18 protein-coding genes and 3 pseudogenes are annotated in these 24630 nt (G+C 42.1%); 19 read left to right on the plus strand and 2 right to left on the minus strand.

Annotated elements, in window-relative coordinates:
* The 14 genes and pseudogenes from C5469_RS13410 to C5469_RS24495 form a co-directional block, all read left to right on the plus strand.
* On the plus strand, positions 1-572 hold a 572-nt coding region (locus C5469_RS13410), incomplete at its 5' end, for an S-type pyocin domain-containing protein (protein ID WP_207629026.1).
* A gap of 7 nt (positions 573-579) precedes the next feature.
* The gene (locus C5469_RS13415; RefSeq protein WP_166307490.1) at positions 580-831 is read left to right on the plus strand and encodes a bacteriocin immunity protein; all 252 of its coding nucleotides are present in this window, start codon (positions 580-582) and stop codon (positions 829-831) included.
* A gap of 788 nt (positions 832-1619) precedes the next feature.
* Positions 1620-2718 (plus strand): peptide chain release factor 2 gene (gene prfB / locus C5469_RS13420; RefSeq protein WP_166307493.1). Its coding sequence is split into 2 segments (ribosomal slippage): positions 1620-1694 and positions 1696-2718, totalling 1098 coding nucleotides; the frame shifts between segments, so codons are not numbered across the junction.
* A gap of 9 nt (positions 2719-2727) precedes the next feature.
* Positions 2728-4242 (plus strand): lysine--tRNA ligase, encoded by a 1515-nt coding sequence (lysS, locus tag C5469_RS13425; protein WP_166307496.1) that lies wholly within the window; start codon positions 2728-2730, stop codon positions 4240-4242.
* Between the two features lie 330 nt (positions 4243-4572).
* A pseudogene (locus tag C5469_RS13430) lies at positions 4573-6080 on the plus strand (type I restriction-modification system subunit M).
* On the plus strand, positions 6077-7198 hold the full coding sequence (locus C5469_RS13435; protein WP_166307499.1) for a restriction endonuclease subunit S: 1122 nt from the start codon (positions 6077-6079) through the stop codon (positions 7196-7198). The pseudogene C5469_RS13430 and the gene C5469_RS13435 overlap by 4 nt, the downstream one beginning before the upstream one ends.
* Before the next feature lies 1 nt (position 7199).
* Positions 7200-7421: a hypothetical protein gene (locus C5469_RS13440; protein WP_242689464.1), complete on the plus strand. Its 222-nt coding sequence runs from the start codon at positions 7200-7202 to the stop codon at positions 7419-7421.
* Positions 7422-7446: 25 nt separating this feature from the next.
* Complete coding sequence (locus C5469_RS13445) at positions 7447-10563, plus strand: type I restriction endonuclease subunit R (protein WP_166307502.1); 3117 nt, start codon at positions 7447-7449, stop codon at positions 10561-10563.
* Between the two features lie 464 nt (positions 10564-11027).
* The gene (locus C5469_RS13450; protein WP_242689465.1) at positions 11028-11741 is read left to right on the plus strand and encodes a phage integrase N-terminal domain-containing protein; all 714 of its coding nucleotides are present in this window, start codon (positions 11028-11030) and stop codon (positions 11739-11741) included.
* Positions 11719-11931 (plus strand): helix-turn-helix domain-containing protein, encoded by a 213-nt coding sequence (locus C5469_RS13455; RefSeq protein ID WP_166307505.1) that lies wholly within the window; start codon positions 11719-11721, stop codon positions 11929-11931. The genes C5469_RS13450 and C5469_RS13455 overlap by 23 nt, the downstream gene beginning before the upstream one ends.
* Positions 11932-12494: 563 nt before the next feature.
* Positions 12495-13127 (plus strand): CatB-related O-acetyltransferase, encoded by a 633-nt coding sequence (locus C5469_RS13460; RefSeq protein WP_166307508.1) that lies wholly within the window; start codon positions 12495-12497, stop codon positions 13125-13127.
* Between the two features lie 255 nt (positions 13128-13382).
* Positions 13383-14348, plus strand: a complete 966-nt coding sequence (locus C5469_RS13465) for an Rpn family recombination-promoting nuclease/putative transposase (RefSeq protein WP_166307511.1) — start codon at positions 13383-13385, stop codon at positions 14346-14348.
* Positions 14349-14449: 101 nt separating this feature from the next.
* Positions 14450-14623 (plus strand): hypothetical protein, encoded by a 174-nt coding sequence (locus C5469_RS13470; protein WP_166307514.1) that lies wholly within the window; start codon positions 14450-14452, stop codon positions 14621-14623.
* Positions 14624-14770: 147 nt separating this feature from the next.
* Positions 14771-14902, plus strand: a pseudogene (locus C5469_RS24495) (IS982 family transposase); the annotation flags it as partial.
* Positions 14903-15024: 122 nt separating this feature from the next.
* Here the strand turns inward: C5469_RS24495 and C5469_RS13475 are convergent.
* Positions 15025-15873 (minus strand): DJ-1/PfpI family protein, encoded by an 849-nt coding sequence (locus C5469_RS13475; RefSeq protein WP_166307517.1) that lies wholly within the window; start codon positions 15871-15873, stop codon positions 15025-15027.
* Positions 15874-16048: 175 nt separating this feature from the next.
* On the opposite strand from C5469_RS13475, the gene C5469_RS13480 reads away from it, so the two are divergent.
* Positions 16049-17020, plus strand: coding sequence for a GlxA family transcriptional regulator (locus C5469_RS13480; RefSeq protein ID WP_166307520.1), 972 nt, complete (start codon positions 16049-16051; stop codon positions 17018-17020).
* A gap of 1 nt (position 17021) precedes the next feature.
* Here the strand turns inward: C5469_RS13480 and prpR are convergent, their stop codons facing one another.
* A complete protein-coding gene (prpR, locus tag C5469_RS13485; RefSeq protein ID WP_166307523.1) occupies positions 17022-18719 on the minus strand; it encodes a propionate catabolism operon regulatory protein PrpR in 1698 nt (565 codons plus the stop codon).
* Between the two features lie 306 nt (positions 18720-19025).
* On the opposite strand from prpR, the gene prpB reads away from it, so the two are divergent.
* From prpB to C5469_RS13505, 4 genes and pseudogenes are all read left to right on the plus strand, one after another.
* A complete protein-coding gene (prpB, locus tag C5469_RS13490; RefSeq protein ID WP_166307526.1) occupies positions 19026-19916 on the plus strand; it encodes a methylisocitrate lyase in 891 nt (296 codons plus the stop codon).
* 59 nt (positions 19917-19975) lie between these two features.
* Positions 19976-21142 carry a bifunctional 2-methylcitrate synthase/citrate synthase gene (gene prpC, locus C5469_RS13495; protein ID WP_166307529.1) on the plus strand — a complete coding sequence of 389 codons (1167 nt, stop codon included), beginning with the start codon at positions 19976-19978 and terminating at the stop codon, positions 21140-21142.
* 55 nt (positions 21143-21197) lie between these two features.
* Positions 21198-22649: a bifunctional 2-methylcitrate dehydratase/aconitate hydratase gene (locus C5469_RS13500; protein WP_166307532.1), complete on the plus strand. Its 1452-nt coding sequence runs from the start codon at positions 21198-21200 to the stop codon at positions 22647-22649.
* 69 nt (positions 22650-22718) lie between these two features.
* A pseudogene (locus tag C5469_RS13505) lies at positions 22719-24605 on the plus strand (propionate--CoA ligase).
* Positions 24606-24630: the final 25 nt, after the last annotated feature.

A 24630-nucleotide genomic window follows, 5' to 3' on the forward strand; every position in this document is an offset into this window, starting at 1 on the left:
CCGGGAATGAAGAACCGCCGTTTATTCCGTCGCAAATAACCGTGTTGCCGATCCCGGACAAAGTGGGCAGCGATATTGAATCGCTACCGATGCCGGAAGAGAAGGATTTTCGCGATTATATTCTGGTCTTTCCCGCCGGTTCAGGCATGAAACCAGTTTATGTGATGTTTAATACTCCCCGGAATCAACCGGGAGTGGTAACTGGTCGGGGGCAAAAAATCGAAGGAAACTGGTTAAGTCGCGCAGGACAAGGCATGGGAGCACCAATTCCCAGTCAGATAGCAGATAAGTTGCGTGGGAGGAGATTTAATAACTTTGATAATTTCAGAAAGGCATTTTGGAAAGAGGTTGCTAATGATCCTGAATTGTCTAAGCAATTTAAAACTGCGAATATGGGAAATATGAAAAAAGGAAAAGCTCCAGCTCCAAGGAAAGACGAATGGAAAGGAAAAAAGAAAAAATACGAGTTACATCATAAAAAACCTATTTCTGAAGGTGGAGATGTTTATGATATTGATAATATTAGTGTTGTTACGCCAAAGAGACATGGTGAACTACATAATTGGAGGTGAATAAACTATGGAAAGTAATGTAATGAATATTACTGAAAATGAATTTTTATCCTTGATAAAGAAAATATTTAATGGAAATTTTCGAACAGAGGAGGAAGAATCAGAAGCTATAGATGAATTTGAAAGAATTTCAGAACACCCCTCTGGCGGTGATTTAATCTTCTATCCAGAAGATGGTATTGAAGATAGTCCTGAAGGTGTGCTTGAAGTGATAAAGGAATGGAGAGCTAAAAACGGCAAACCGGGCTTTAAAAAATAGCGATTGAGTAAGTGATGAAAAGGATTTTTATAATCCTTTTCATCACGAGCAAGGTTAATACCTCACAACTATAATACCGGTATTGAATCGCTCCCGATGCCGGAAGAAAAGGATTTTCGCGATTATATTCTGGTACTTCTTATTCCTGTAACGATTATTTAACTGGTTTAAGACAAAGTTTACTTAAAATTGAAAACATTAATAAAGTTATTTCCTTTTTGAAAATACATTTTTGATTAAGTAATTGATATTCTTATTTGTTATTTTTCACAAAAAGGGATATAAGCATTAACAGAGTTAATTTTTGTTTTTAATTTTTCACTGATAACTATATAATAGGCCAGTTTTAAAATTCATGGTGTTAATCCCCGATATTTACTATCCCTGCATTTGTGCTTTTAAATGGTTATGGCGGATTAGGTAAATGTAAAATAAACGCAGGGATAACATCGTCGAGAAATCATTAAATATGGCAGTAAATAAGACGCTTTTAGTCATGCTGTATCTATCAGGGTGCCGGACATAGTTTATCTCTGCAACCACCAGAAGGTGAGAATCCTGCTTGATGTAAAATCGCCAGCCAGACTGTTTTATACTGTGCAAGTTCAACGGGAAACTCACTTAATTATCGATAATCAAGACGATGCATGAGCATTTCCATAAACTGGCAGCAATGAATACGTGACAAATCGGTTGAAGTGCTATAAACCCTTTGCCAAATCCGCTACAATGCGCGGTTCGAAAAACATCCCATTTATTTACGACTACACAACGTAAGACACTAAAATATGTTTGAAATTAATCCGGTAAAAAACCACATTCAGGACCTGTCTGAACGGACAACGGTTCTGAGGGGGTATCTTTGACTACGATGTCAAAAAAGAACGCTTAGAAGAAGTTAATGCTGAACTGGAACAACCTGATGTCTGGAATGAGCCGGAACGGGCACAGGCTTTGGGTAAAGAACGCTCCTCACTGGAAGAGATTGTTGAAACCATTGATCAGCTTGAGCAAGGTCTGGAAGATGTACAGGGCTTGCTGGAACTGGCAGTAGAAGCTGATGATGAAGAGACTTTTCATGAAGCTGTAGCAGAACTAGAGCAGCTTGAAGGTAAATTGGGTCAGTTAGAATTTCGCCGTATGTTCTCTGGTGAGTATGACAGTGCTAACTGTTATCTTGATTTGCAGGCAGGTTCTGGTGGTACCGAAGCTCAGGATTGGGCAAGTATGCTGATGCGTATGTATCTGCGTTGGGCTGAAGCCAAAGGGTTTAAAACTGAAATCATCGAAGAATCCGATGGTGAAGTTGCTGGGTTGAAATCAGCGACGATTAGAATCATAGGTGATTATGCTTATGGTTGGTTGCGTACTGAAACCGGTGTTCACCGTTTGGTTCGCAAGAGTCCATTTGATTCCGGTGGTCGTCGTCATACTTCATTTAGTTCTGCATTCATCTATCCTGAAGTCGATGATGATATTGATATTGAAATTAACCCAGCAGACTTACGTATTGATGTTTATCGCGCATCAGGTGCAGGTGGTCAGCACGTTAATAAAACAGAATCTGCGGTACGTATTACCCATATTCCAACTAACATTGTTACTCAGTGTCAGAATGACCGCTCTCAGCATAAAAATAAAGACCAGGCAATGAAACAGCTAAAAGCGAAGCTGTATGAACTGGAAATGCAGAAAAAGAATGCCAATAGGCAGGAAATGGAAGAGAACAAATCCGATATTGGCTGGGGCAGTCAAATCCGTTCTTATGTTCTGGATGATTCTCGCATCAAAGACTTACGCACTGGTGTTGAAACTCGCAATACTCAATCTGTGCTGGATGGCGATCTGGATAAATTCATTGAAGCAAGCCTTAAAGCTGGCTTATGAGGAACTAAAATGTCACAACAACAACAGGGCGCAGAACAGGCTCCCGATTTAAATAACGAACTGCAAACCCGCCGTGAAAAACTCGCGGCTTTACGTGAAAATGGCATTGCTTTCCCAAATGATTTCCGCCGTGAAAATATTTCACAAGAGCTGCACGCGAAATATGACGATAAAACCCAAGAAGAGCTGGAAGCACTGAATATTGAAGTGACGGTTGGCGGTCGTATGATGACTCGTCGCATCATGGGTAAGGCTTCTTTTGTCACGCTACAGGATGCGAGCGGTCGTATTCAGTTATATGTTGCTCGCGATGATTTGCCGGAAGGTATTTATAACGAACAATTTAAAAAATGGGACTTGGGAGACATTCTGGGCGCCCGTGGTAAGTTGTTTAAAACCAAGACTGGTGAGCTTTCTGTTCATTGTACTGAATTGCGTTTGTTGACTAAAGCTCTGCGCCCATTGCCAGATAAATTCCACGGTTTGGCTGATCAGGAAACCCGTTACCGCCAGCGCTATTTGGATTTGATTGCTAATGAAGAATCGCGCAAGACTTTCCAGATTCGTTCTCAGGTCTTGTCGGTGATGCGTAACTTTATTATCAGTAAAGGCTTTATGGAAGTGGAAACACCGATGATGCAGGTGATTCCTGGTGGTGCGGCGGCACGTCCGTTTATTACTCACCACAATGCGCTGGACATTGATATGTATCTGCGTATTGCGCCGGAACTTTACCTGAAACGTTTGGTGGTTGGTGGTTTTGAGCGTGTGTTTGAAATTAACCGTAACTTCCGTAATGAAGGTGTATCTCCGCGCCATAACCCTGAGTTCACGATGTTAGAACTCTATATGGCTTACGCAGATTACAAAGATCTGATTGTGCTGATCGAAGAGTTATTCCGTACCTTGGCTCAGAATGTTTTGGGGGATACACGGGTTAAATATGGTGAGCAGGAATTCGATTTCGGTAAACCATTTGCTCAAATGAGCATGAAAGAAGCTATTTGCAAATATCGTCCTGAGACCAATATGGCTGATTTGGAGGATATGGATAAAGCGGTGGCTATTGCTGAATCTCTTGGTATTAAAGTTGAAAAAAACTGGGGACTTGGCCGCGTTCAGTGTGAGATTTTCGAAGAAACGGCTGAAAGCCGCTTGATTCAACCAACATTTATCACTGAATATCCGGCAGAAGTTTCTCCGCTGGCTCGCCGTAATAATGAAAATCCGTTTATCACCGACCGTTTTGAATTCTTTATTGGTGGACGTGAAATTGGTAACGGCTTCTCAGAATTGAATGATGCTGAAGATCAGGCAGAACGCTTTGCTGAACAGGTTCGTCAGAAAGATGAAGGTGATGATGAAGCGATGTTCTATGATGAAGATTATATAACGGCTTTGGAACACGGCATGCCACCGACAGCCGGCTTGGGTATTGGTATTGACCGTATGGTCATGCTGTTTACTAACAGCCATACCATCCGTGACGTTATTCTGTTCCCGGCAATGCGTCCGCAGAAATAACAGACAGAATTAAGTTTTAAATTTCAACTCCCCTGTGGCATAGCTGTCAGGGGAGTTTTTATTTTCAATTGATTGAAATACAAGCAACTTAAATCAATACGGGCTTTTTCTCAAGAGCTTTACCAACCGACTTCAACCAAGCAAAAAGGTTGGAAGCAGTCCAAAATGACCCTGAGATGTCTATTAAACTTGTAGCGATTCAAAATGATTAGAACGCCTTTACTCGTTATAATACTGGGATGATTATGGGCCGAAGGCCATTCAAAAACGTATTAAAAGTGGAGTTTCACAATGACAAGTACCCAACAACGAGCCGAACTACAGCGTTAAATCTGGCAAATTGCCAACGATGTGAGAGGTTCAGTTGATGGCTGGGATTTCAAACAGTATGTACTAGGTACGCTGTTTTATCGCTTTATAAGTGAAAACTTTGCAAACTACATTGAAGGCGGTGATGAGGGTATCAACTATGCCGAGCTTTCAGATGATATTATCACTGACGATATTAAAGATGATGCCATTAAAACTAAAGGCTATTTTATTTATCCAAGCCAGCTGTTTGCTAATATTGCCGCAAGTGCTAATAAAAATGATAATTTAAACAAAGACTTAAATAGCATTTTCGTCGCTATTGAAAGCTCAGCCAGCGGCTACCCATCTGAAGTCGAGATTAAGGGTCTTTTTGTCGATTTTGACACCACCAGTAACCGTTTAGGTAATACCGTTAAAGACACGCTTAGCCGCCGTATTAAAAGGCGTGGCAGGGCTTCAATTTGGTCAGTTTGAAAATAACAAGATTGATCTGTTTGGTGATGCTTACGAGTTTTTAATCTCTAACTACGCTGCTAATGCAGGTAAATCAGGTGGTGAATTTTTTACACCACAACACGTTTCTAGGCTAATCGCTCAGCTCGCCATGCACGGGCAAACCAGCGTGAATAAAATATATGATCCAGCCGCTGGTTCGGGCTCACTGCTATTACAAGCCAAAAAACACTTCGATGCTCACATTATTGAAGACGGTTTCTTTGGTCAGGAGATTAACCATACCACCTATAACCTTGCACGTATGAATATGTTTTTACACAACATTAACTACGACAAGTTCAATATTATGTTGGGTAACACCTTAACCGAACCACATTTCGGTGATGACAAGCCCTTTGATGCCATCGTCTCTAATCCACCGTATTCGGTGAAATGGATTGGTAGTGATGATCCAACACTGATCAACGATGACCGCTTTGCTCCCGCTGGCGTATTAGCGCCGAAGTCCAAAGCCGACTTTGCCTTTGAACTGCACGCATTGAGTTACTTATCCAGCAAAGGCCGCGCAGCGATTGTTTGCTTCCCGGGTATTTTTTACCGTGGTGGAGCTGAGCAAAAGATCCGCCAATATCTGGTAGATAACAACTATGTTGAAACCGTGATCTCATTAGCGCCTAACCTGTTTTTTGGCACTACCATTGCTGTAAATATTCTTGTGCTGTCTAAACACAAAATTGATACCAAAACCCAGTTTATTGATGCCAGCACTCTGTTTAAAAAAGAAACCAATAACAACGTACTTACAGATAGCCATATCGAACAAATCATGCAGGTGTTCGATAGCAAAGATGATGTTGAGCATTTTGCTAAATCGGTCAGTTTTGAAGCCATCGCCGCTAACGATTACAATCTGTCGGTGAGTAGTTATGTCGAAGTTAAAGACAACCGCGAAGTAATTGATATTACAAAACTCAATGCTGAATTAAAGACCACCGTTAAAAAATGACCAGCTGCGGATGGATATTGATGCCATTGTTGCTGAGATTGAAGGCACGGAGAATGAGGCATGAGCAATATAAGCTTTATGGAGAAATTGCTTGATGGCGTTGAGGTGGAATGGAAAACGTTAGGTGAGGTGTTTGATATTTTTGCAGGTGGCGACGTGCCAAAAGATGCATTGTCGGATACTGAAACTGAAGAATTCAATATTTCCATTTTATCTAATGGGATTGGTGATAAATCTTTATACGGATGGACTAATAAAGCTAAAATTGAAAAACCAAGCATAACTATATCTGCAAGAGGTACAATAGGCTGGACGAGTTATAGAGACAAACCATTTTTTCCGATAGTACGTTTGCTAGTGTTAACTCCGAAGATTGAAATGAATCTGAAGTATGCCTACTACTTTATAAAAGCTATTGAGAATAGCTATAAAATTCCAGAAGCTGGTATACCACAACTTACCAAGCCAATGATTAAAGATATACAAATCCCCATCCCTCCACTTCATATCCAAGAAGAAATCGTCCGCATTTTGGACACCTTTACCGAGCTTACCGCTGAGCTTACCGCCCGCAAAAAGCAGTACAACTATTATCGCGACCAGTTGTTAAGTTTTGAAGAAGGTGAGGTGGAGTGGAAGACTTTGGGTGGGCTTGCGGAGAATTTTGATTCTATGCGTAAACCGATAACCAGTGGTTTAAGAGAGCCAGGTGAAATTCCATACTACGGAGCGTCGGGTATTGTCGATTATGTCAAAGATTATATTTTTGATGGTGATTATTTACTAGTTTCCGAAGACGGCGCAAATTTGGTTGCAAGAAATACTCGAATAGCATTCAGTATTAGTGGAAAAAGCTGGGTAAACAATCACGCACATGTACTCAAGTTTGAGACATATGCTGAAAGAAGATATGTTGAATATTATCTAAATAATATTGATTTAACACCGTATATCTCAGGTGCCGCACAGCCTAAACTAAATAAAAAGAATTTAAATAGTATTAGCATTCCCAATCCTTTTCTAGAAGAAAAAGAGCGTATAGTTTCCATCTTAGATAAATTCGACGCCTTAACCACCTCCATCAGCGAAGGTCTGCCGCGAGAAATTGAATTACGTCAAAAGCAATACGAATATTATCGCGATCTGCTGTTGAGTTTCCCCAAGCCAGAGGTAGAGGCGTAATATGAGCAAAACTTTTCTTGGCTATAAAAAGTGGGGTGATTTATTGCCAAAAACTGATGATGGCAGGCCCAATCCTTATGAAGCCAGGATTATTAATATCTCTAGTCATTCAAAACATGCAGGTGAAGAGGTCGCTGAGCTTACGGAAGATGATAAGCGTGTTTTGCGCTATCTGGTTAATGAAATTAACACTATGTACCGCTTCCAACAGGCAGAAGACTAGAGTGAATCTAATTTATAGGTGAAGTATGCACGAATGCAAAACTGTTGCTGAATCAAATAACTTTATCGTACTCGATAAATACACTAAGGAATTGCAGCTAAATGAAACCTACCAAAGCGAAGATAATTTAGAACGGGAATTGATCGACGATTTAATCAACCAAGGTTATGAATATGTTACTGGTTTAAACACGCCCCAAAACATGCTGGCTAATGTGCGGGAGCAATTACAGGTACTGAATAATGTTAATTTTTCAGAAAGTGAGTGGCAACGCTTTGCTGAGCAATACTTAGATAAGCCCAGCGATAACAGCATAGACAAAACTCGTAAGATTCATAACGATTATATCCACGACTTTGTTTTTGATGATGGACATATCGAGAACATCTATCTTGTGGATAAGAAAAACATTGCCCGTAATAAAGTACAAGTCATTAAGCAATTCAAGCAAACAGGGGCGCAAGCGAATCGATACGATGTGACCATTTTGGTTAATGGCTTGCCATTGGTGCAGGTTGAGCTTAAAAAGCGCGGAGTTGCTATTCGCGAAGCTTTTAACCAAGTACACCGTTATAGTAAAGAAAGCTTTAATACAGAAAACTCACTGTTTAAATACTTACAGCTTTTTGTGATTTCAAACGGTACAGACACGCGCTATTTTGCTAATACGACTAAGCGTGATAAAAACAGCTTTGATTTCACCATGAATTGGGCCAAGTCTGATAATACACTGATTAAAGATTTAAAAGATTTCACAGCCACGTTTTTTCAGAAAAATACCTTGCTGAATGTGTTAATTCATTATTCCGTATTTGATGTTAGCAATACTTTGTTAGTGATGCGTCCCTATCAAATAGCGGCTACTGAGTGTATTTTGTGGAAAATTAAAAGTGCATATCAGGCTAAAAATTGGAGTAATACTGAGAGTGGTGGCTACATTTGGCATACCACGGGGTCGGGTAAAACTTTAACCAGTTTCAAAGCGGCGCGTTTGGCTACTGAGCTGGATTTTATCGATAAGGTGTTTTTTGTGGTCGATCGTAAAGATCTGGATTTCCAGACCATGAAAGAATATCAACGTTTTTCACCTGACAGCGTTAATGGTTCGGAGAGTACCGCAGGGCTAAAACGTAATCTTGAAAAAGATGATAATAAAATTATTGTCACTACCATTCAAAAGCTTAATAACTTAATAAAAAGTGAAAGTGATTTACCAATTTACAATAAGCAAGTGGTATTTATTTTTGATGAGGCACACCGCAGTCAGTTTGGTGAAGCACAAAAAAACCTAAAGAAGAAATTTAAAAAGTATTATCAATTTGGTTTTACGGGCACGCCAATTTTCCCGCAAAACGCTTTGGGTGCAGACACCACCGGTAGTGTGTTTGGCCGAGAATTACATTCGTATGTGATTACCGATGCTATTCGTGATGAAAAAGTATTGAAGTTTAAAGTTGATTATAACGATGTAAGACCACAGTTTAAGTCCATTGAAACAGAACAAGACGAGAAAAAATTAACAGCGGCAGAAAACAAGCAAGCTTTTTTACACCCCGTTCGTATTCGTGAAATTTCTCAGTATATTTTAAACAATTTCAGGCAAAAAACGCATCGTCTCCAGGCCGGAGGCAAGGGTTTTAATGCTATGTTTGCGGTTAGTAGTGTGGATGCTGCCAAAGCTTATTATGAAGCGTTTAAGAATTTACAAAAAGAGGCTGATGAAAATAAAACGAGCAGAAAACCGCTTAATGTTGCCACCATCTTCTCTTTCGCCGCTAATGAAGAGCAAGATGCTATTGGTGAGATTATTGATGAAAGTTTTGAGCTCTCTGCAATGGACAGCAGCGCCAAAGAATTTTTAAGCGCAGCTATTGATGATTATAATGCAGCGTTCAAAATGAATTTTGGTGTGGATAGTAAAGGTTTCCAAAACTACTATAAAGATCTTGCTCAGCGAGTGAAAAATCAAGAAGTAGATTTACTGATTGTTGTCGGCATGTTCTTAACGGGATTTGATGCGCCAACATTGAATACCTTGTTTGTCGATAAAAATCTGCGTTACCATGGTCTAATGCAAGCTTTTTCACGCACTAACCGTATTTATGACGCCACTAAGACCTTTGGAAATATCGTAACCTTCCGTGATTTAGAACAGGCTACAGTTGAGGCCATCACTTTATTTGGTGATAAAAACACTAAAAACATAGTGCTGGAAAAAAGCTATAAAGAATACATGGAAGGCTTTACCGATTTAATCACCGGCGAAGCATGCCGTGGATTTTTGGATGTAGTGGCTGAACTACAAAGACGCTTCCCTAATCCTGATAATATTGTTAAAGAGCAAGATAAAAAGGACTTTGCCAAATTATTTGGTGAATATTTGCGTGCGGAGAATGTACTGCAAAACTACGATGAATTTGCAGGATTAAAGGCTCTACAGCATGTAGATATTGGTAATCCGGAGGCTGTTGAGACATTTAAAGTTAAATACTACCTGAGTGATGAAGATATCACCACGATGCAAGCGATTGAGATGCCAACTGAGCGTACTATTCAAGATTATCGCTCAACCTATAATGATACGCGTGATTGGTTACGCCGTGAAAAGTCGTCTAACGAGAAAGACAAATCTACTATTGACTGGGATGATGTCGTCTTTGAAGTGGACTTGCTCAAATCGCAGGAAATTAATTTAGATTACATTCTTGAGTTGATTTTTGAAAACAATAAAAAAAATAAAAATAAGGCAGAGTTAATTGATGAAGTTCGCCGTTTAATTCGTTCCAGCCTTGGCAATCGAGCAAAAGAAAGTCTAATTGTTGATTTCATTAATCAAACTAACTTGGATGAAATTATCGACAAGGCCAGTATTATTGATGAATTTTTCAAATTTGCTCAAGCTGAACAAAAACGTGAGGCAGAAGAGTTAATTAGCTCGGAGAAATTAAATGAAGATGCGGCTAAGCGTTATATTGCAGCATCGTTAAAGCGAGAATATGCAAGTGAAAACGGCACAGAGCTAAATTCAACGCTACCAAAGTTAAGTCCACTTAATCCGGAATACAGAACGAAAAAGCAGACCGTTTTCCAGAAAATTGCTGCATTTGTTGAGAAGTTTAAAGGTGTAGGTGGGCAAATATAGGTATAAGCTAATACACAACAGTCGATCTGCTACTCTAGCTATCATAAACTACTTACTGGCCATCTAGGCACCTTAGCGTTTAGATGGTTGGTGCGCGATTTTCCCCTTTTCTATTTGCATCATTGTCTCACCTTTCCTAGGCTTACAAATTGATGTGTCTCAATAGTTTTAGACTCCACAACAGACTGTAATTGTTGTGAATTTTTATGGAGCTATTTTCACCATCAAACAAAAGTTGACTCTGACAAATCTAACCGATAACGTATTAACCTGTAACTACAAATATCCCATCGTCTGCAAGGATTACCCACCGGGTGGCGAACAAAAACTTCTGTAGCCTGAAAGGGAGAGCAAATATTGCGGTACATCGGCACACTTTTGGAAGCAGATATTGTCAGACATAAACTCTTTGTCTGGCGATGAAGGTTTCTTAAACTAAAAATACGTCCAAAAGTGTTTTTATATTGTCATCGAAGTATGTTGAACGTTGGTTCATGTACTTAACCGATACCCCGCAATACCTCAACTTGCGTTCACTCTGGAGCACAGATATCCGTCAAGGGCAAGGCATTTTTTGTTTTGCCGCACTAGCGCGTGCCAGAGATCGCATGTTGTCAGGTATCAGCAAGGGGAAACTAATGAGCCGATTGATTAAAGAATTAAAATTTTTTGCCCGGAAGGCGGGCGGTAGCCATAAGACCTGCCATGACCGCATTCGGATTGCAGGGCGATTGGGTGCGTTGTTATTGAGCCTGAATATTCAGGTTAAAAGTCTCAGCCATTTGAAAGCCAAGCATGTGGAGCATTACGTTAATGCCCGTTTGTCTCAGGGGATCGCCAAGCGAACAGTGCAAAATGAAATGTCCGCGCTGCGTAATATTTTTCGCATGGCAGACAGGAATAAACTGGAAACTTCGCCACGTTTGAGCAATCTGGCATTAGGATTAAGCGGAACCAGCCGCGCCGGAACGAAACAGTCGATCCCTGATGCTACGTTTCAGGTTATTTATCAGAAAGCCCTTGAACGTGATGCCGGATTTGCCGTCACACTGAAACTTTCCCGATTGCTGGGACTTCGTCCTCAGGAAGCGGTGCAATGTAGCGCTTCACTAAAAAGCTGGCGCAAACAGTTGGATCAACCAGAGCTGAAACTTCATGTTTATTGCTGCATTACGTAAGCGCGGTACAACCTTAGCAGCTCTCTCTCGTGAAGCTGGACTCAGCTCATCAACATTAGCCAATGCACTCAGCAGGCAGTGGCCTAAAGGTGAATGGATAATCGCTAACTATCTTGAAATCCATCCTAGCGGTTATTTTGATAAACGTGGTCAAGTTATTGAGAGTAAGGTTTGCAATAAATCACAATAATAATTCGCTTTAATTTGTGATATGTTTCGTGAAAGTAATAAACTTCTATACAAAGCCCTGAGATTGAAATGGCTGCTTAATTTGACCATTTTTTAAACCTCACGGCTTTTTGCATTTAAAATGCCATAGGAAAAAAGGAGATTATGTATTATCTGAAATAATTAGTACGCTAACTTTACTGTGATTGTATGAGATCTGGATCACAGATTGAAAAATATAACAACAGCAAAGTGATATTTTTGAGGTTTTTAGCAAAAAATAATGTGTATAGAATAAAAAATATAATAAATTTTTTATTTAATATAAATTAGTTAAATATTTTGTTCGATTTCCTTCACCCGCTCCAGTTTTGTCTCTTCTTGAAAATACCGAGTAGTTCACATTAAAAGTATATTTTTTTTATATGATGTAGCCAGGTTAATTACTGAGATATTGTTTAATATGAAAATAATCCCATTATTAAATCAGCCTCGAATCAGCTAGACGTGATGTATTTTGAATGTGGATACATCACCATAGAAAGCATTCTATAGTAAATAAATAATCAATAGAGACTGTTTACCATGAAAGAAAAACATTGGTCGAAAACCCAACTTTTACATAAAGTTGTAACCAATCAAAATATTATTATCAAAGGAACTCATAGCTACTACAGTGATTGTTGGAGTGGTGATTTTGAAGAATCTGTCGTGCGTTATTTATACGGTGATAAGATCAGTCTTCAATGGGAGCCTAAGTGGCCAATTGATAAATTGTATATTGGCGATTATGTTTGCATAGCGGCTGAAACTATCATTCTTATGGGTGGAAATAATACGCACAGAGCCGATTGGTTCTGTTTATATCCATTCATGGAATATATTGAAGACGCATATGTAGGCAAAGGTGATACGCATATTCATGATGGCGTGTGGCTTGGTATTCGTTCAATGATTATGCCAGGTGTCACTATCGGAGAAGGGGCTATAGTTGCGGCTAATAGCGTCGTCACTAAAGATGTTGAGCCATATAGTATTGTGGCTGGATCGCCTGCGAAATTAGTTAAATATCGATTTGAACCGCATATCATAAATGAACTGTTAGCGTTAAAAATATATGATTGGTCAGAAGAGAAATTCAATGCTTTAAAACGATATCTCTGTTCTTCAGATATTAACGTGTTAATATCCGCTGTAAAATCATATGTAGAGAAATAGTTAATTAGGCTGGATTCAATAAGTATAACTTTTCACAATGTCTAATTACTGAATTATTTAATCGAAGTCTATTAGTTATTGGCTGAAATACCGTTTCGGAACTCAGATTGCAAACGGTATTTCTCCGAAAGCAGTCTGCCTTTGACTCACTAAATAGAAAACATCGTACAATAGGGTGAAAAAAATAAGACAAGAAATTGCTGTTTTTTGTTTAATATTACTTCAATATAAAAGAAAGTATGCTACTATTCTTTTATGAAAAGAAAAAATACACCAACGCCACACGACGCTATTTTTAAAAAGTTTTTAAGTCATATTGATACCGCCAGAGATTTTCTAGAGATACACTTACCTACCACATTACGGGCTGTTTGTGATCTTAATACACTGCGGTTGGAATCAGGGTCGTTTATTGAGGGCAATCTGCGGGCACATTATTCCGACATTTTGTATTCACTAAAAACTACGCAGGGAGATAGTTATGTGTATTGTGTGATTGAACACCAAAGTTCCCCGGACAAGATGATGGCATTCCGGCTGATGCGTTACTGTATTTCAGCCATGCAATGGCATCTGGAGCAGGGACATCAAAAATTGCCGCTGGTCATTCCGATATTGTTCTATCACGGAAAAATGCGGCCGTATCCGTGGAGTACCAACTGGTTCGATTGCTTCGATGCTTCGGCTCTGGCGGAAGAGCTCTATTCCAGCGCGTTTCCGTTGGTAGATGTGACGGTAATCCCCGACGATGAAATCCTGACGCACAAACGGGTCGCGCTACTGGAAATAGTGCAAAAACATATCCGGCAACGTGATATGGTGGAGCTACTGCAAGAGCTGGGCATATTGTTGGCGTATGATTATTACTATACAGGTGAGCAGTTAGAAAGCATGCTAAACTACTTACTACAGGTGGGAGATACCGCCGATCCAGAAGGTTTTATCCGGCGACTGGCAGAACAGTCCCCGAAGTATGAGGAGGTACTGATGACAATAGCGCAGAAATTGGAACATAAAGCACGGCAAGAAGGGCTTCAAGAAGGGCTTCAAGAAGGGCTTCAAGAAGGATTACAGAAAGGTGAAAAAAAAGGTGAAAAAAAAGGTGAAAAAAAGGCGAGTCTGAGAATTGCCAGTGCATTAATAGACATTGGTATCGATCGTGAAACGGTAATGAAAACCACTGGATTGAGCCAGAGCGAACTTGAACAAATACGCCATTGATTCGTGCTGAGAGCTTTAATCGGTATTTAAAGGTTCGTGTTAAAAGAGGGGGGCTTGTCCGGCGACTGGCAGAACAGTTCCCGAAGTATGAGGAGGTACTGATGACAATAGCGCAAAGATTGGAACATGAAGCACGTCAAGAAGGATTACAGATGGGTAGAAAACTGGCGGTTGTGAAAATCGTGTGTGCAATGATAAATACGGGTATCGACCGTAAAACGATAATTAAAATGATTGTGATGAGCCAGAGTAAGCTTGAACAAATAGACGATTGACTTATACCGATGCCTTAATCGGTATGAAAATTCGTGTAAATAAGTGCACGAAACTTTACATGGAAGCGATATATTATTTGGATAAGTTTGAAGTCATACTTTTTCTGTCTGGTATTGAGCTTTTTAATTGAAATAGTATTTGAATAGTTAAAAAATATTCTTCAAATAGAACATTCGAAACATCGTAATCCAATGAATTTTATTTTGGAAGTGGCAGCCGGATTGGTTGCCTATACCTTCCAATCTAAAAAAACTAAGTCTGAGTCCATGTATCTCTGAATGAGTTGTTCTTAGAGCAGAAGGTATTTCTGTTATTGGTAAATTCAATCGCTGAAATCAGCCCGCTTAATTTATTGGCAAGGCTGAAATGGGTTGAATTGAGCCGTAATACGAAAATGAATTCAGTATATATCTGATATTCTCTTGGCACTTCTAATCAATATTTCTTTATAATCAGGCGTCTTTTTTTCCACATTGGAAAATATAGCCTGACGTGTGGCATTGGTTATCTCTTTTCCTGCGAATTCTGGAATGCCGCTATTGAACGGAGGTTTTGGGTTATATTGCAGTGCCAATTGAGCTATTTGTGCGTGTTCTTCATCTTTAATTTCCGCGAGCAATGTTAAACCAAAATCAATCCCCGCAGTAACTCCGCCTCCTGTGATCCGGTTTCTATCGATAACGACTCTTTTATTGACCGGTATTGCACCGAACTTGCTGAGATTGTCCATCATCGACCAATGAGTCGCCGCTTTATACCCTTTTAGCAAGCCAGCGGCTCCTAGCAGAATAGATCCTGTACACACGCTTGTTACCCAAGATGCTTTACTGCCCGCTTTATGTATCCAATCAAGCATGTCTAATTCGTTAAGCAAAGCATAAGGATTTCCTGTACCGGGAACACATAAGATATCAACTTTGTCTAACTGCTCAAATGTTATGCTTGGTGAGAATGATATATGTTCCAGCTCAGTACGTACTGGAAGTAAATCGCGCCAAACATATTCAATATTTAACCATTCTCCTACTGCAAGAACCGTCGCGGGACCAATCATATCAAGGGGTGTAATGCCCGGAAAAATGACAAAAGCGAGGGTGGGCTTTCCTCCAGATGATGCTTTCATTGCCGAAGGTAATGCTACAGAGTGTTCTTTGGCAAAAGCGTTCTGATTGGCAAAACTGCCTATTGATGAAATTGTCAGTGCAGATTTAATAATAAAATTTCTTCTATCAATAGATATATTTTTCATGGCGAAATTTTCCTTATCGAGATTGAAAGCGAACCGAAATACGTGTGCCGTTACCTTTATCGATCGCTGAATATTTATATTCCCGGTAGTGAATTGATGGGATAACTGTAACCGTTAGTTAATTGGCGTATATGCCAATATTGCGACGATTTACGCCAAGTGCCATAATTTCCTTATGAACATCAAAACTCTCTATTTTCTGATCTTCCCCAATATAAATCTGCTGGATCTTTCAGGGCCATTGCAGGTCTTTACAACAGCTAATGATCTGGCAGAGAAGTCCGGTCACAGACAACCCTACACCATAAAAGTCGTGGCTTGTGATCCCGGGCAAGTAATGACAGAGGCCGGAATAAGTGTACAGGCAGAGCCCCTGCCTGAGCTGGATTCTCCCGCTGATACTTTGATCGTTGTAGGGGGAATCGGCGTTGAGTCAGCGGCGAACCATCCGCCATTGCGTAATTGGTTAAAGGGACATGCACCTTTGGCTAGGCGTATTGTGTCTATATGCAGTGGGGCATTCGTTCTGGCTGCCTGCGGGTTGCTTGATGGCCGCCGAGTCGTCACTCATTGGAGCAGCTGCGCGGAACTGGCCCGGCGTTACAGTAAATTACAGGTAGAATGTGATCCCATCTTTATTCAGGATGGTCCGGTGTGGACTTCTGCCGGTGTTACCGCAGGCATCGATCTGGCTTTGGCGCTGCTGGAAGAAGATCTCGGTCATAAAATGGCACTGGATGTTGCACGGAACCTTGTTATGTTTCTTAAACGTCCTGGTGGGCAAGAACAGTTTAGTGCTCCGCTGGCGTTACAAAGTAGCACAAGTAAATTTGCAGATCTGCACGCCTGGATGACCAACAATTTGGCAGGTGATCTTTCAGTGATAGCCTTGGCCGCTCGTGCCAATATGAGTGAGCGTAGCTTCGTGCGCCACTACGGCCAACATGTAGGAATTACGCCAGCCAAAGCGGTGGAGCGATTCCGTCTGGAAGCAGCCCGTCATCTTTTGGTTGAATCCACGCTATCGCTCAAGTGTATAACTTCCCGTTGTGGTTTCGGCTGTGAAGACACTTTACGCCGTAGTTTCTGCCGGGCGTTCGGTAGTACGCCGCAGGATTATCGCAAGCACTTCAGGACGACGCTTTAAATCACTTTTTCGTCAATATTTGTTTCTTTATTCCCGTATTCCCGGCCGTTTCCTGTTTCAATCGTCGCCACAACGTAGTACGGCTGATCCCCAGATATTCCGCAGTTGCACGGTGGTTGCCAGAAAATCGTTTCAAGGTTTCATGAGCTGAAAGTGGTGCAACATGTGAAGATTGTTCGGTCAGAGAAGGTTTTATACTTTTTTCTGCTGGTCTGGATGCAAGTTGGCGCTCCGGTGAAAGGGCTAATATCAATTCTGGTGTTAATGTATGCTCAGGATGGGCACTGAGGTATAACGTGAGCCGCTCCATGAGATTACGCAGTTCCCGGACATTACCGGGCCAATGATAGGCTTGCAATGCCTGCTGACAGGCAGAAAGCTCTTGCACTCTTGATTGTGATACCGGCAAGTTTAATGCAGCAAATGCTCGTCGCAGATATTCTAGCGCCAATATACCAATATCGTTGCCTCTTTCTCTGAGAGCTGGAATGTTGATCCGTAATACACTCAGACGATAGAACAGGTCTGTTCGAAAACGCCCTTCTTGCACCCAGGTATCCAAATCGCAATGTGTGGCGCAAATGATCCGAACATCAACGGCAATTGGGCGGTGTCCTCCTACTCTGACAACGGATTTTTCTTCCAGTACTCTTAATAGCCGTGTCTGAAGAGGTAATGGCATTTCACCAATTTCATCCAGAAATAGCGTGCCTCGATGAGCAACTTCAAAAAGACCAGCACGCCCTCCACGCTGGGAGCCGGTAAAAGCCCCTTCTTCATAACCAAACAATTCAGCTTCCAGCAGGGATTCAGCAATGGCTCCACAGTTAACGGCAACAAACGGACGCCGATGTTTTCCAGTAACTTGACCATACCGTAGGGTATATTCATGGTGAATGGCTTGAGCCACCAGCTCTTTCCCTGTACCACTTTCCCCTTGTATCAGCACTGTGGCAGGAGAACGGGCATATAACATGATGGTGTTGCGCACATGCTCCATCACTGTTGAATCTCCCCGGATATCACTGAGAGTGTGACGGATATGTAAGGTATTCTCTGTTGGATAGGTAGAAATGGAAGCCAGGTTGAGCTTGGTCATTCTGGCGATATCCAGAGCATCATGAAATGCCTGGCGAATAGAGTCGGCAGAATAGACAAAGACCCCCACAAGTTCAGCCTCATAAGCGAGATCGGTAATGAGTCCGGCACCGACAATTACCTTGATGCCGATAGCTTTTAATGCGTTGATCTGGGCCCGTGCATCTTCTTCCGTTACGTAGCTGCGCTGCTCAATACGCAAGTTGAATCGTTGCTGAAATTCTTCCAGTGCAGGCAATGTATTTTGATAGGTGATAACGCCAATGCGGGAGCTGATTTGTCGTGCGCGGGCCAATGCCTGCATAAAATCGAACCCGCTGGCCTTAGCAATGATAACAGGTACAGATAAACGACGTTTCAAATAGGCGCCATTGGAGCCGGCACAGAGCACCGCATCACAACGTTCGGTTGTCAAGCGCTTACGAATATGCTGGACTGCATTTTCAAAACCAAGTTGGATTGGCGTGATATCTGCCTGATGGTCGAACTCTGGCGTGATATCGCGGAATAGATCAAAAAGACGGGAAACAGATACTGTCCAAATGACCGGTTTTTCACTGCTATCACGACCTACTGGACCTACTGATTGTGCTTCTGCCATCCTGTTCCCCCTAAATTGTGTGCGCTGTTTTCGTTTTTCCCACGACAATAATTCAATGTTTCTAAATTGTTTCATAAATGTTTCATGAAACAATGGATGATTTATTATGAAACAAATACGATTTTGTATCAATGATGCTTTCCTACAGCATAGAAAATGTCTTAAATGCTATTTTTTAATTTAAAAACAATGCATTGACTCTTAAATTATCTTTATTTTTGAGTTTGCTAATCATCTTTTACTCTGATTGGCACATACATTGCTTTATAACAAATAAATTTCATTTTAATAACAATAAGGTTATGTATGGCGCTTTCTTCTGCTGGTTTGGCATTTCGTCAGGCTATAGAAACTGAATCTCCATTACAGGTTGTTGGTACTATCAATGCTAACCATGCATTGTTGGCAAAACGAGCGGGTTATAAAGCCATTTATCTCTCTGGTGGTGGTGTAGCGGCGGGTTCATTGGGCATGCCTGATCTGGGAATTTCAACATTGGATGATGTACTGATAGATATTCGCCGTATCACGGATGTATGCGATTTGCCATTGCTGGTGGATGCCGATATCGGTTTTGGCTCTTCTGCCTTTAATGTGGCCCGCACAGTGCGTTCAATGATTAAAGCTGGTGCTGCGGGGTTACATATTGAGGATCAGGTCGGCGCGAAGCGCTGCGGCCATCGTCCGAATAAAGAGATTGTGTCTAAAGGGGAAATGGTTGATCGCATTAAAGCCGCCGTTGATGCTCGTACTGATAAGAATTTCGTCATTATGGCTCGCACGGATGCTTTAGCTGTTGAAGGTTTAGAAACGGCGCTTGACAGGGCTAAAGCCTATATTGAAGCGGGGGCGGATATGCTGTTTCCGGAGGCTATCACTGAATTGCACATGTATAAAGCATTTGCGTCAACAACCGGGGTTCCAGTGCTGGCTAATATTACCGAATTTGGGGCGACTCCACTTTTCACTATTGAAGAGTTGAAAAGTGTGGATGTCTCCATTGCGCTTTACCCGCTTTCTGCTTTCCGGGCAATGAATAAGGCCGCCGAGCAGGTTTACACCACACTTCGCCGCGAAGGGACACAGAAGAATGTGATCAGCATGATGCAAACTCGCAACGAGCTGTACGAAAGCATCAATTACTACGATTTTGAACAAAAACTGGATGTGCTTTTCTCCCAGAAAAAATCTCAATGACGAAACAGTTCCACCCAATTTCATCATTTTATGTGGCATAAAACAGTAGAGGTGATCCCATGAGCGAACAGAAGACGATGACTGAGTCAACCACATTCAAGCCTAAAAAATCTGTTGCCCTTTCAGGAATCAGTGCGGGTAACACAGCACTTTGTACAGTTGGAAAAACCGGTAATGATTTGCACTACCGGGGTTACGATATTCTTGATCTTGCAACCCAGTGTGAATTTGAGGAAGTTGCCTACCTGTTGATCCATGAAAAACTACCTTCTCGCGCTGAACTGACCGCTTATAAAACGAAATTAAAAGCATTGCGAGGCTTGCCGGGTAGCGTTAAAGCAGCACTGGAGACATTGCCTGCTGCTGCTCATCCTATGGATGTCATGCGTACTGGAGCTTCCGTTCTTGGTTGCACATTACCTGAGAAAGACGACCGTAATCTTGCCGGTGCGCGTGATATTGCTGACAGACTGCTGGCCTCTCTCGGTTCCATGTTGCTCTACTGGTATCACTATAGTCATAACGGACGCCGCATTGAGGTAGAAACCGATGATGAGTCGATAGGTGGGCATTTTCTTCACCTTCTGCACGGTAAAAAACCCAGTGAATCATGGGAAAAAACTATGCATACATCTCTGATCCTTTATGCAGAACATGAGTTTAATGCCTCAACATTTACTAGTCGGGTTATCGCAGGAACTGGCACGGATATTTACTCCGCCATCATCGGGGCGATTGGCGCATTACGAGGACCAAAACACGGTGGAGCAAATGAAGTCTCTCTTGAAATTCAACAGCGTTATGAAAATCCTGACGAAGCAGAGATAGATATCTTGGCGCGTTTGGAAAGAAAAGAGGTCATTATTGGTTTTGGTCATCCGGTTTACACCGTCTCAGATCCCCGTCACGAAGTGATCAAAGATTTGGCTTTGAAACTCTCCAAACAGTCTGGAACAACCAAAATGTTTGATATTGCGGACCGACTGGAATCGGTGATGTGGGCTAATAAAAAAATGTTCCCAAATCTTGATTGGTTCTCTGCGGTTTCCTATCACATGATGGGGGTGCCAACTGCGATGTTTACACCGCTATTTGTGATTGCTCGTACAGCGGGATGGGCTGCTCACATCATTGAACAGCGTATTGATAATAAAATTATTCGGCCTTCGGCCAACTATACCGGACCAGAAAATCGGGTATTTATGCCAATTGATGAACGTGGATAACGTTATTTCTGGTGTAGGGTTTCCTGCATTAATGTTTTTTTAACAAGGAATTATTATGTCTACCTCTGTTACACATAACCGCCCTGAATATGATCAAGTTATTGTGGATATTGTGGATTATGTTATGGAATACCCCATCACATCATCCGTCGCACATGAAACGGCCTATTACTGTTTTCTTGATACGTTAGGCTGTGGGCTAGAGGCACTAGAATATCCGGCCTGTAAGAAACTACTGGGGCCGATTGTGCCGGGTACGGTTGTGCCCAATGGTGTACGTGTACCGGGAACTCAGTTTCAGCTTGATCCCGTACAGGCGGCATTTAACATTGGTACGATGATCCGGTGGTTAGATTTTAATGACACATGGCTTGCGGCGGAATGGGGACATCCATCCGACAATCTCGGTGGTATATTGGCAGTGGCTGACTGGTTATCAAGGAATGCCGTCGCGGGAGGGAAAAAGCCTCTCACGATCAAAGATGTTTTGATCGGAATGATCAAAGCACATGAGATCCAGGGATGCCTTGCACTAGAGAATGCGTTTAATAAAGTTGGGCTGGATCACGTTGTTTTGGTAAAAGTGGCTTCAACCGCCGTCGTTGCTGAAATGCTGGGGTTGAATCGGGAAGAGATCCTAAGTGTAGTATCGCTAGCTTGGGTTGATGGGCAGGCGCTGAGAACTTACCGTCATGCTCCCAATACGGGTTCACGTAAATCTTGGGCAGCGGGTGATGCGACGTCTCGTGCGGTTCGTTTAGCTCTGATGGCGCAAAAGGGTGAAATGGGCTATCCCTCGGTATTAACTGCAAAAACATGGGGATTTTATGATGTCCTGTTCAATGGTCAGCCTTTTAAATTCCAGCGTCCATATGGCGCTTATGTGATGGAAAATGTGCTGTTCAAGATCGCTTTCCCGGCAGAGTTTCATGCACAAACTGCTGTGGAAGCCGCAATGAGTCTGCATCAGCAATTGAAAGACGCCGGTAAGACCATTGATGACATTGCAAAAATCACTATTCGTACCCATGAGGCTTGTATTCAGATTATCGATAAGCAAGGCCCATTAAGTAATCCAGCTGACAGAGACCACTGTATTCAATATATGGTTGCAGTGCCTTTGATTTTTGGCCGCCTCACCGCTGCGGATTATGAAGATAGCGTTGCGGCAGATCCCCGTATTGATGCACTGCGGGAAAAAATAGTGTGTGTTGAAGACCCTGATTTTACCTGTGATTATCACGATCCAGAAAAACGCTCTATTGCCAACGCATTAACGGTTACGTTAGCAGATGGTAGCCAGCTTAATGAAGTCAAGGTTGAATTCCCTATCGGCCATGCTCGTCGTCGCGAAGAAGGTATGCCGTTATTGCTGCAAAAATTCAAAACCAACCTGGCACGCCAGTTCCCTGAAACCCAGCAGAGGAGAATTCTGTCTGTCTCCCTTGATCGTGCATTGCTGGAAAACATGCCTGTAAACGAATACCTCGATTTATACATTATATGATCTGAAACGCTACCAGAGGCTGCTCTCCCAGAGTGCTGCCCTATCATTTACGCAGCACTAGGAGAGACTATGTCATTCAAAGCTTTTTATCAGCAATCCATTAATGAGCCGAATGCTTTTTGGGCTGAACAGGCTCAACGTATTTTCTGGCAACACCCTTTTGAGCAGGTTTTAGATCATAATAACCCTCCATTTGCCCGTTGGTTTTGTGGAGGAAAGACCAACCTGTGTTACAACGCGCTGGATCGCTGGCTGGAAAGCCAGCCTGATGCTAAAGCGCTCATCACAATTTCAACCGAAACGAATAGTGAGAGAGTATTCACGTTCAGGGAACTGCATCAAGAAGTGAACAGAACTGCCGCTATGATGCTCTCCTAGGGCGTTAAAAAAGGCGACAGGGTTTTGGTTTATATGCCGATGATTGCTGAAGCGCTGTTTGTTTTGCTTGCCTGTGCTCGTATCGGTGCTATTCACTCGGTTGTCTTCGGTGGTTTTGCTTCCCATAGTCTTGCCACACGGCTGGATAATGCCGAGCCTGTGCTGGTGGTGTCTGCTGATGGGGGATCTCGTGGTGGAAAAATCATTCCCTACAAACCGTTGTTAGATGAAGCTATCGAACTGGCGAACTACAAACCGCGCCATGTACTGATGGTTAATCGTGGACTGGCTGAAATGGCTTGGGTGCCTGAAAGAGATATCGATTTTACTACATTGCGGCAGCAATACCTTAATGCTGATGTGCCTGTGGCTTGGCTTGAATCCAATGAGACCTCTTGTGTGCTCTATACCTCTGGTACGACGGGCACCCCAAAGGGTGTGCAGCGTGATGTTGGAGGTTATGCTGTCGCATTAGTGACATCCATGGATGTTATTTTTGGTGGTAAAGCCGGTGAAGTGTTTTTCTGTACGTCAGATATTGGCTGGGTTGTAGGGCATTCTTATATTGCCTATGCTCCTTTGATCGCGGGAATGGCGACGATCATGTATGAAGGGCTGCCGATACAGCCGGATGCGGGCATTTGGTGGAAAATAGTGGAAAAGTATCAGGTAACCCGGATGTTTTCAGCACCTACGGCTATTCGTGTATTGAAAAAATATCCAGTTGAATATATTGAACAATATGATATTTCATCACTTAAGTCATTGTATTTGGCGGGAGAACCGCTTGATGAACATACTGTCCGTTGGATAGCTGAGGCTATCAACATCCCTGTTATTGATAATTACTGGCAGACTGAGACAGGCTGGCCGATTATGGCGATTGCACGCAGTTTGGATGACAGACCGAGCCGATTTGGTAGTACGGGTTTCCCGATGTATGGTTTTCATGTCAAGCTTATTAATGAATTAACCGGCAAAGAGTGCGGTGATAACGAAAAGGGTATGCTGGTTGTTGAGGGGCCTTTGCCGCCGGGTTGTATTCAAACTATTTATGGTGATGATACTCGTTTTATCAATACTTATTGGTGCCACTTCGATCATCCGGTTTATTCCACATTCGATTGGGGTATCCGTGATAGTGACGGCTATTACTTTATTTTGGGACGTTCGGATGATGTGATTAACGTTGCGGGACACCGCTTGGGAACGCGGGAGATAGAAGAGTGTCTTGCCAGTCATGAAGATGTTGCTGAAGTGGCTGTTATTGGCATTAAGGATGCTGTCAAGGGGCAAGTTGCCATTGCTTTTGCTGTTCTTAAGGATGGAAGTGAAATCCAGAATGCTGAGCATTTTGCCTCTTTGGAAAAGGTCTTGATGGGTTTGGTAAATAAACAAATTGGCAATGTGGGTCGCCCGGAACGAGTATATTTCGTGTCTCAGTTGCCTAAGACCCGTTCAGGAAAAATGCTGCGTCGAACCATGCAGGCAATATGTGAAGGGCGTGAACCGGGTGATCTTTCTCTGGTTGAAAACCCAGCTTCACTGGAAGTTATTCGAGAAGTTGTTTTTTGCTGACAGATTGTAGCTCTAATCCAAGAGA

It is taken from the genome of Photorhabdus cinerea, from assembly GCF_011189575.1.
GTDB classification, from domain to species: domain Bacteria; phylum Pseudomonadota; class Gammaproteobacteria; order Enterobacterales; family Enterobacteriaceae; genus Photorhabdus; species Photorhabdus cinerea.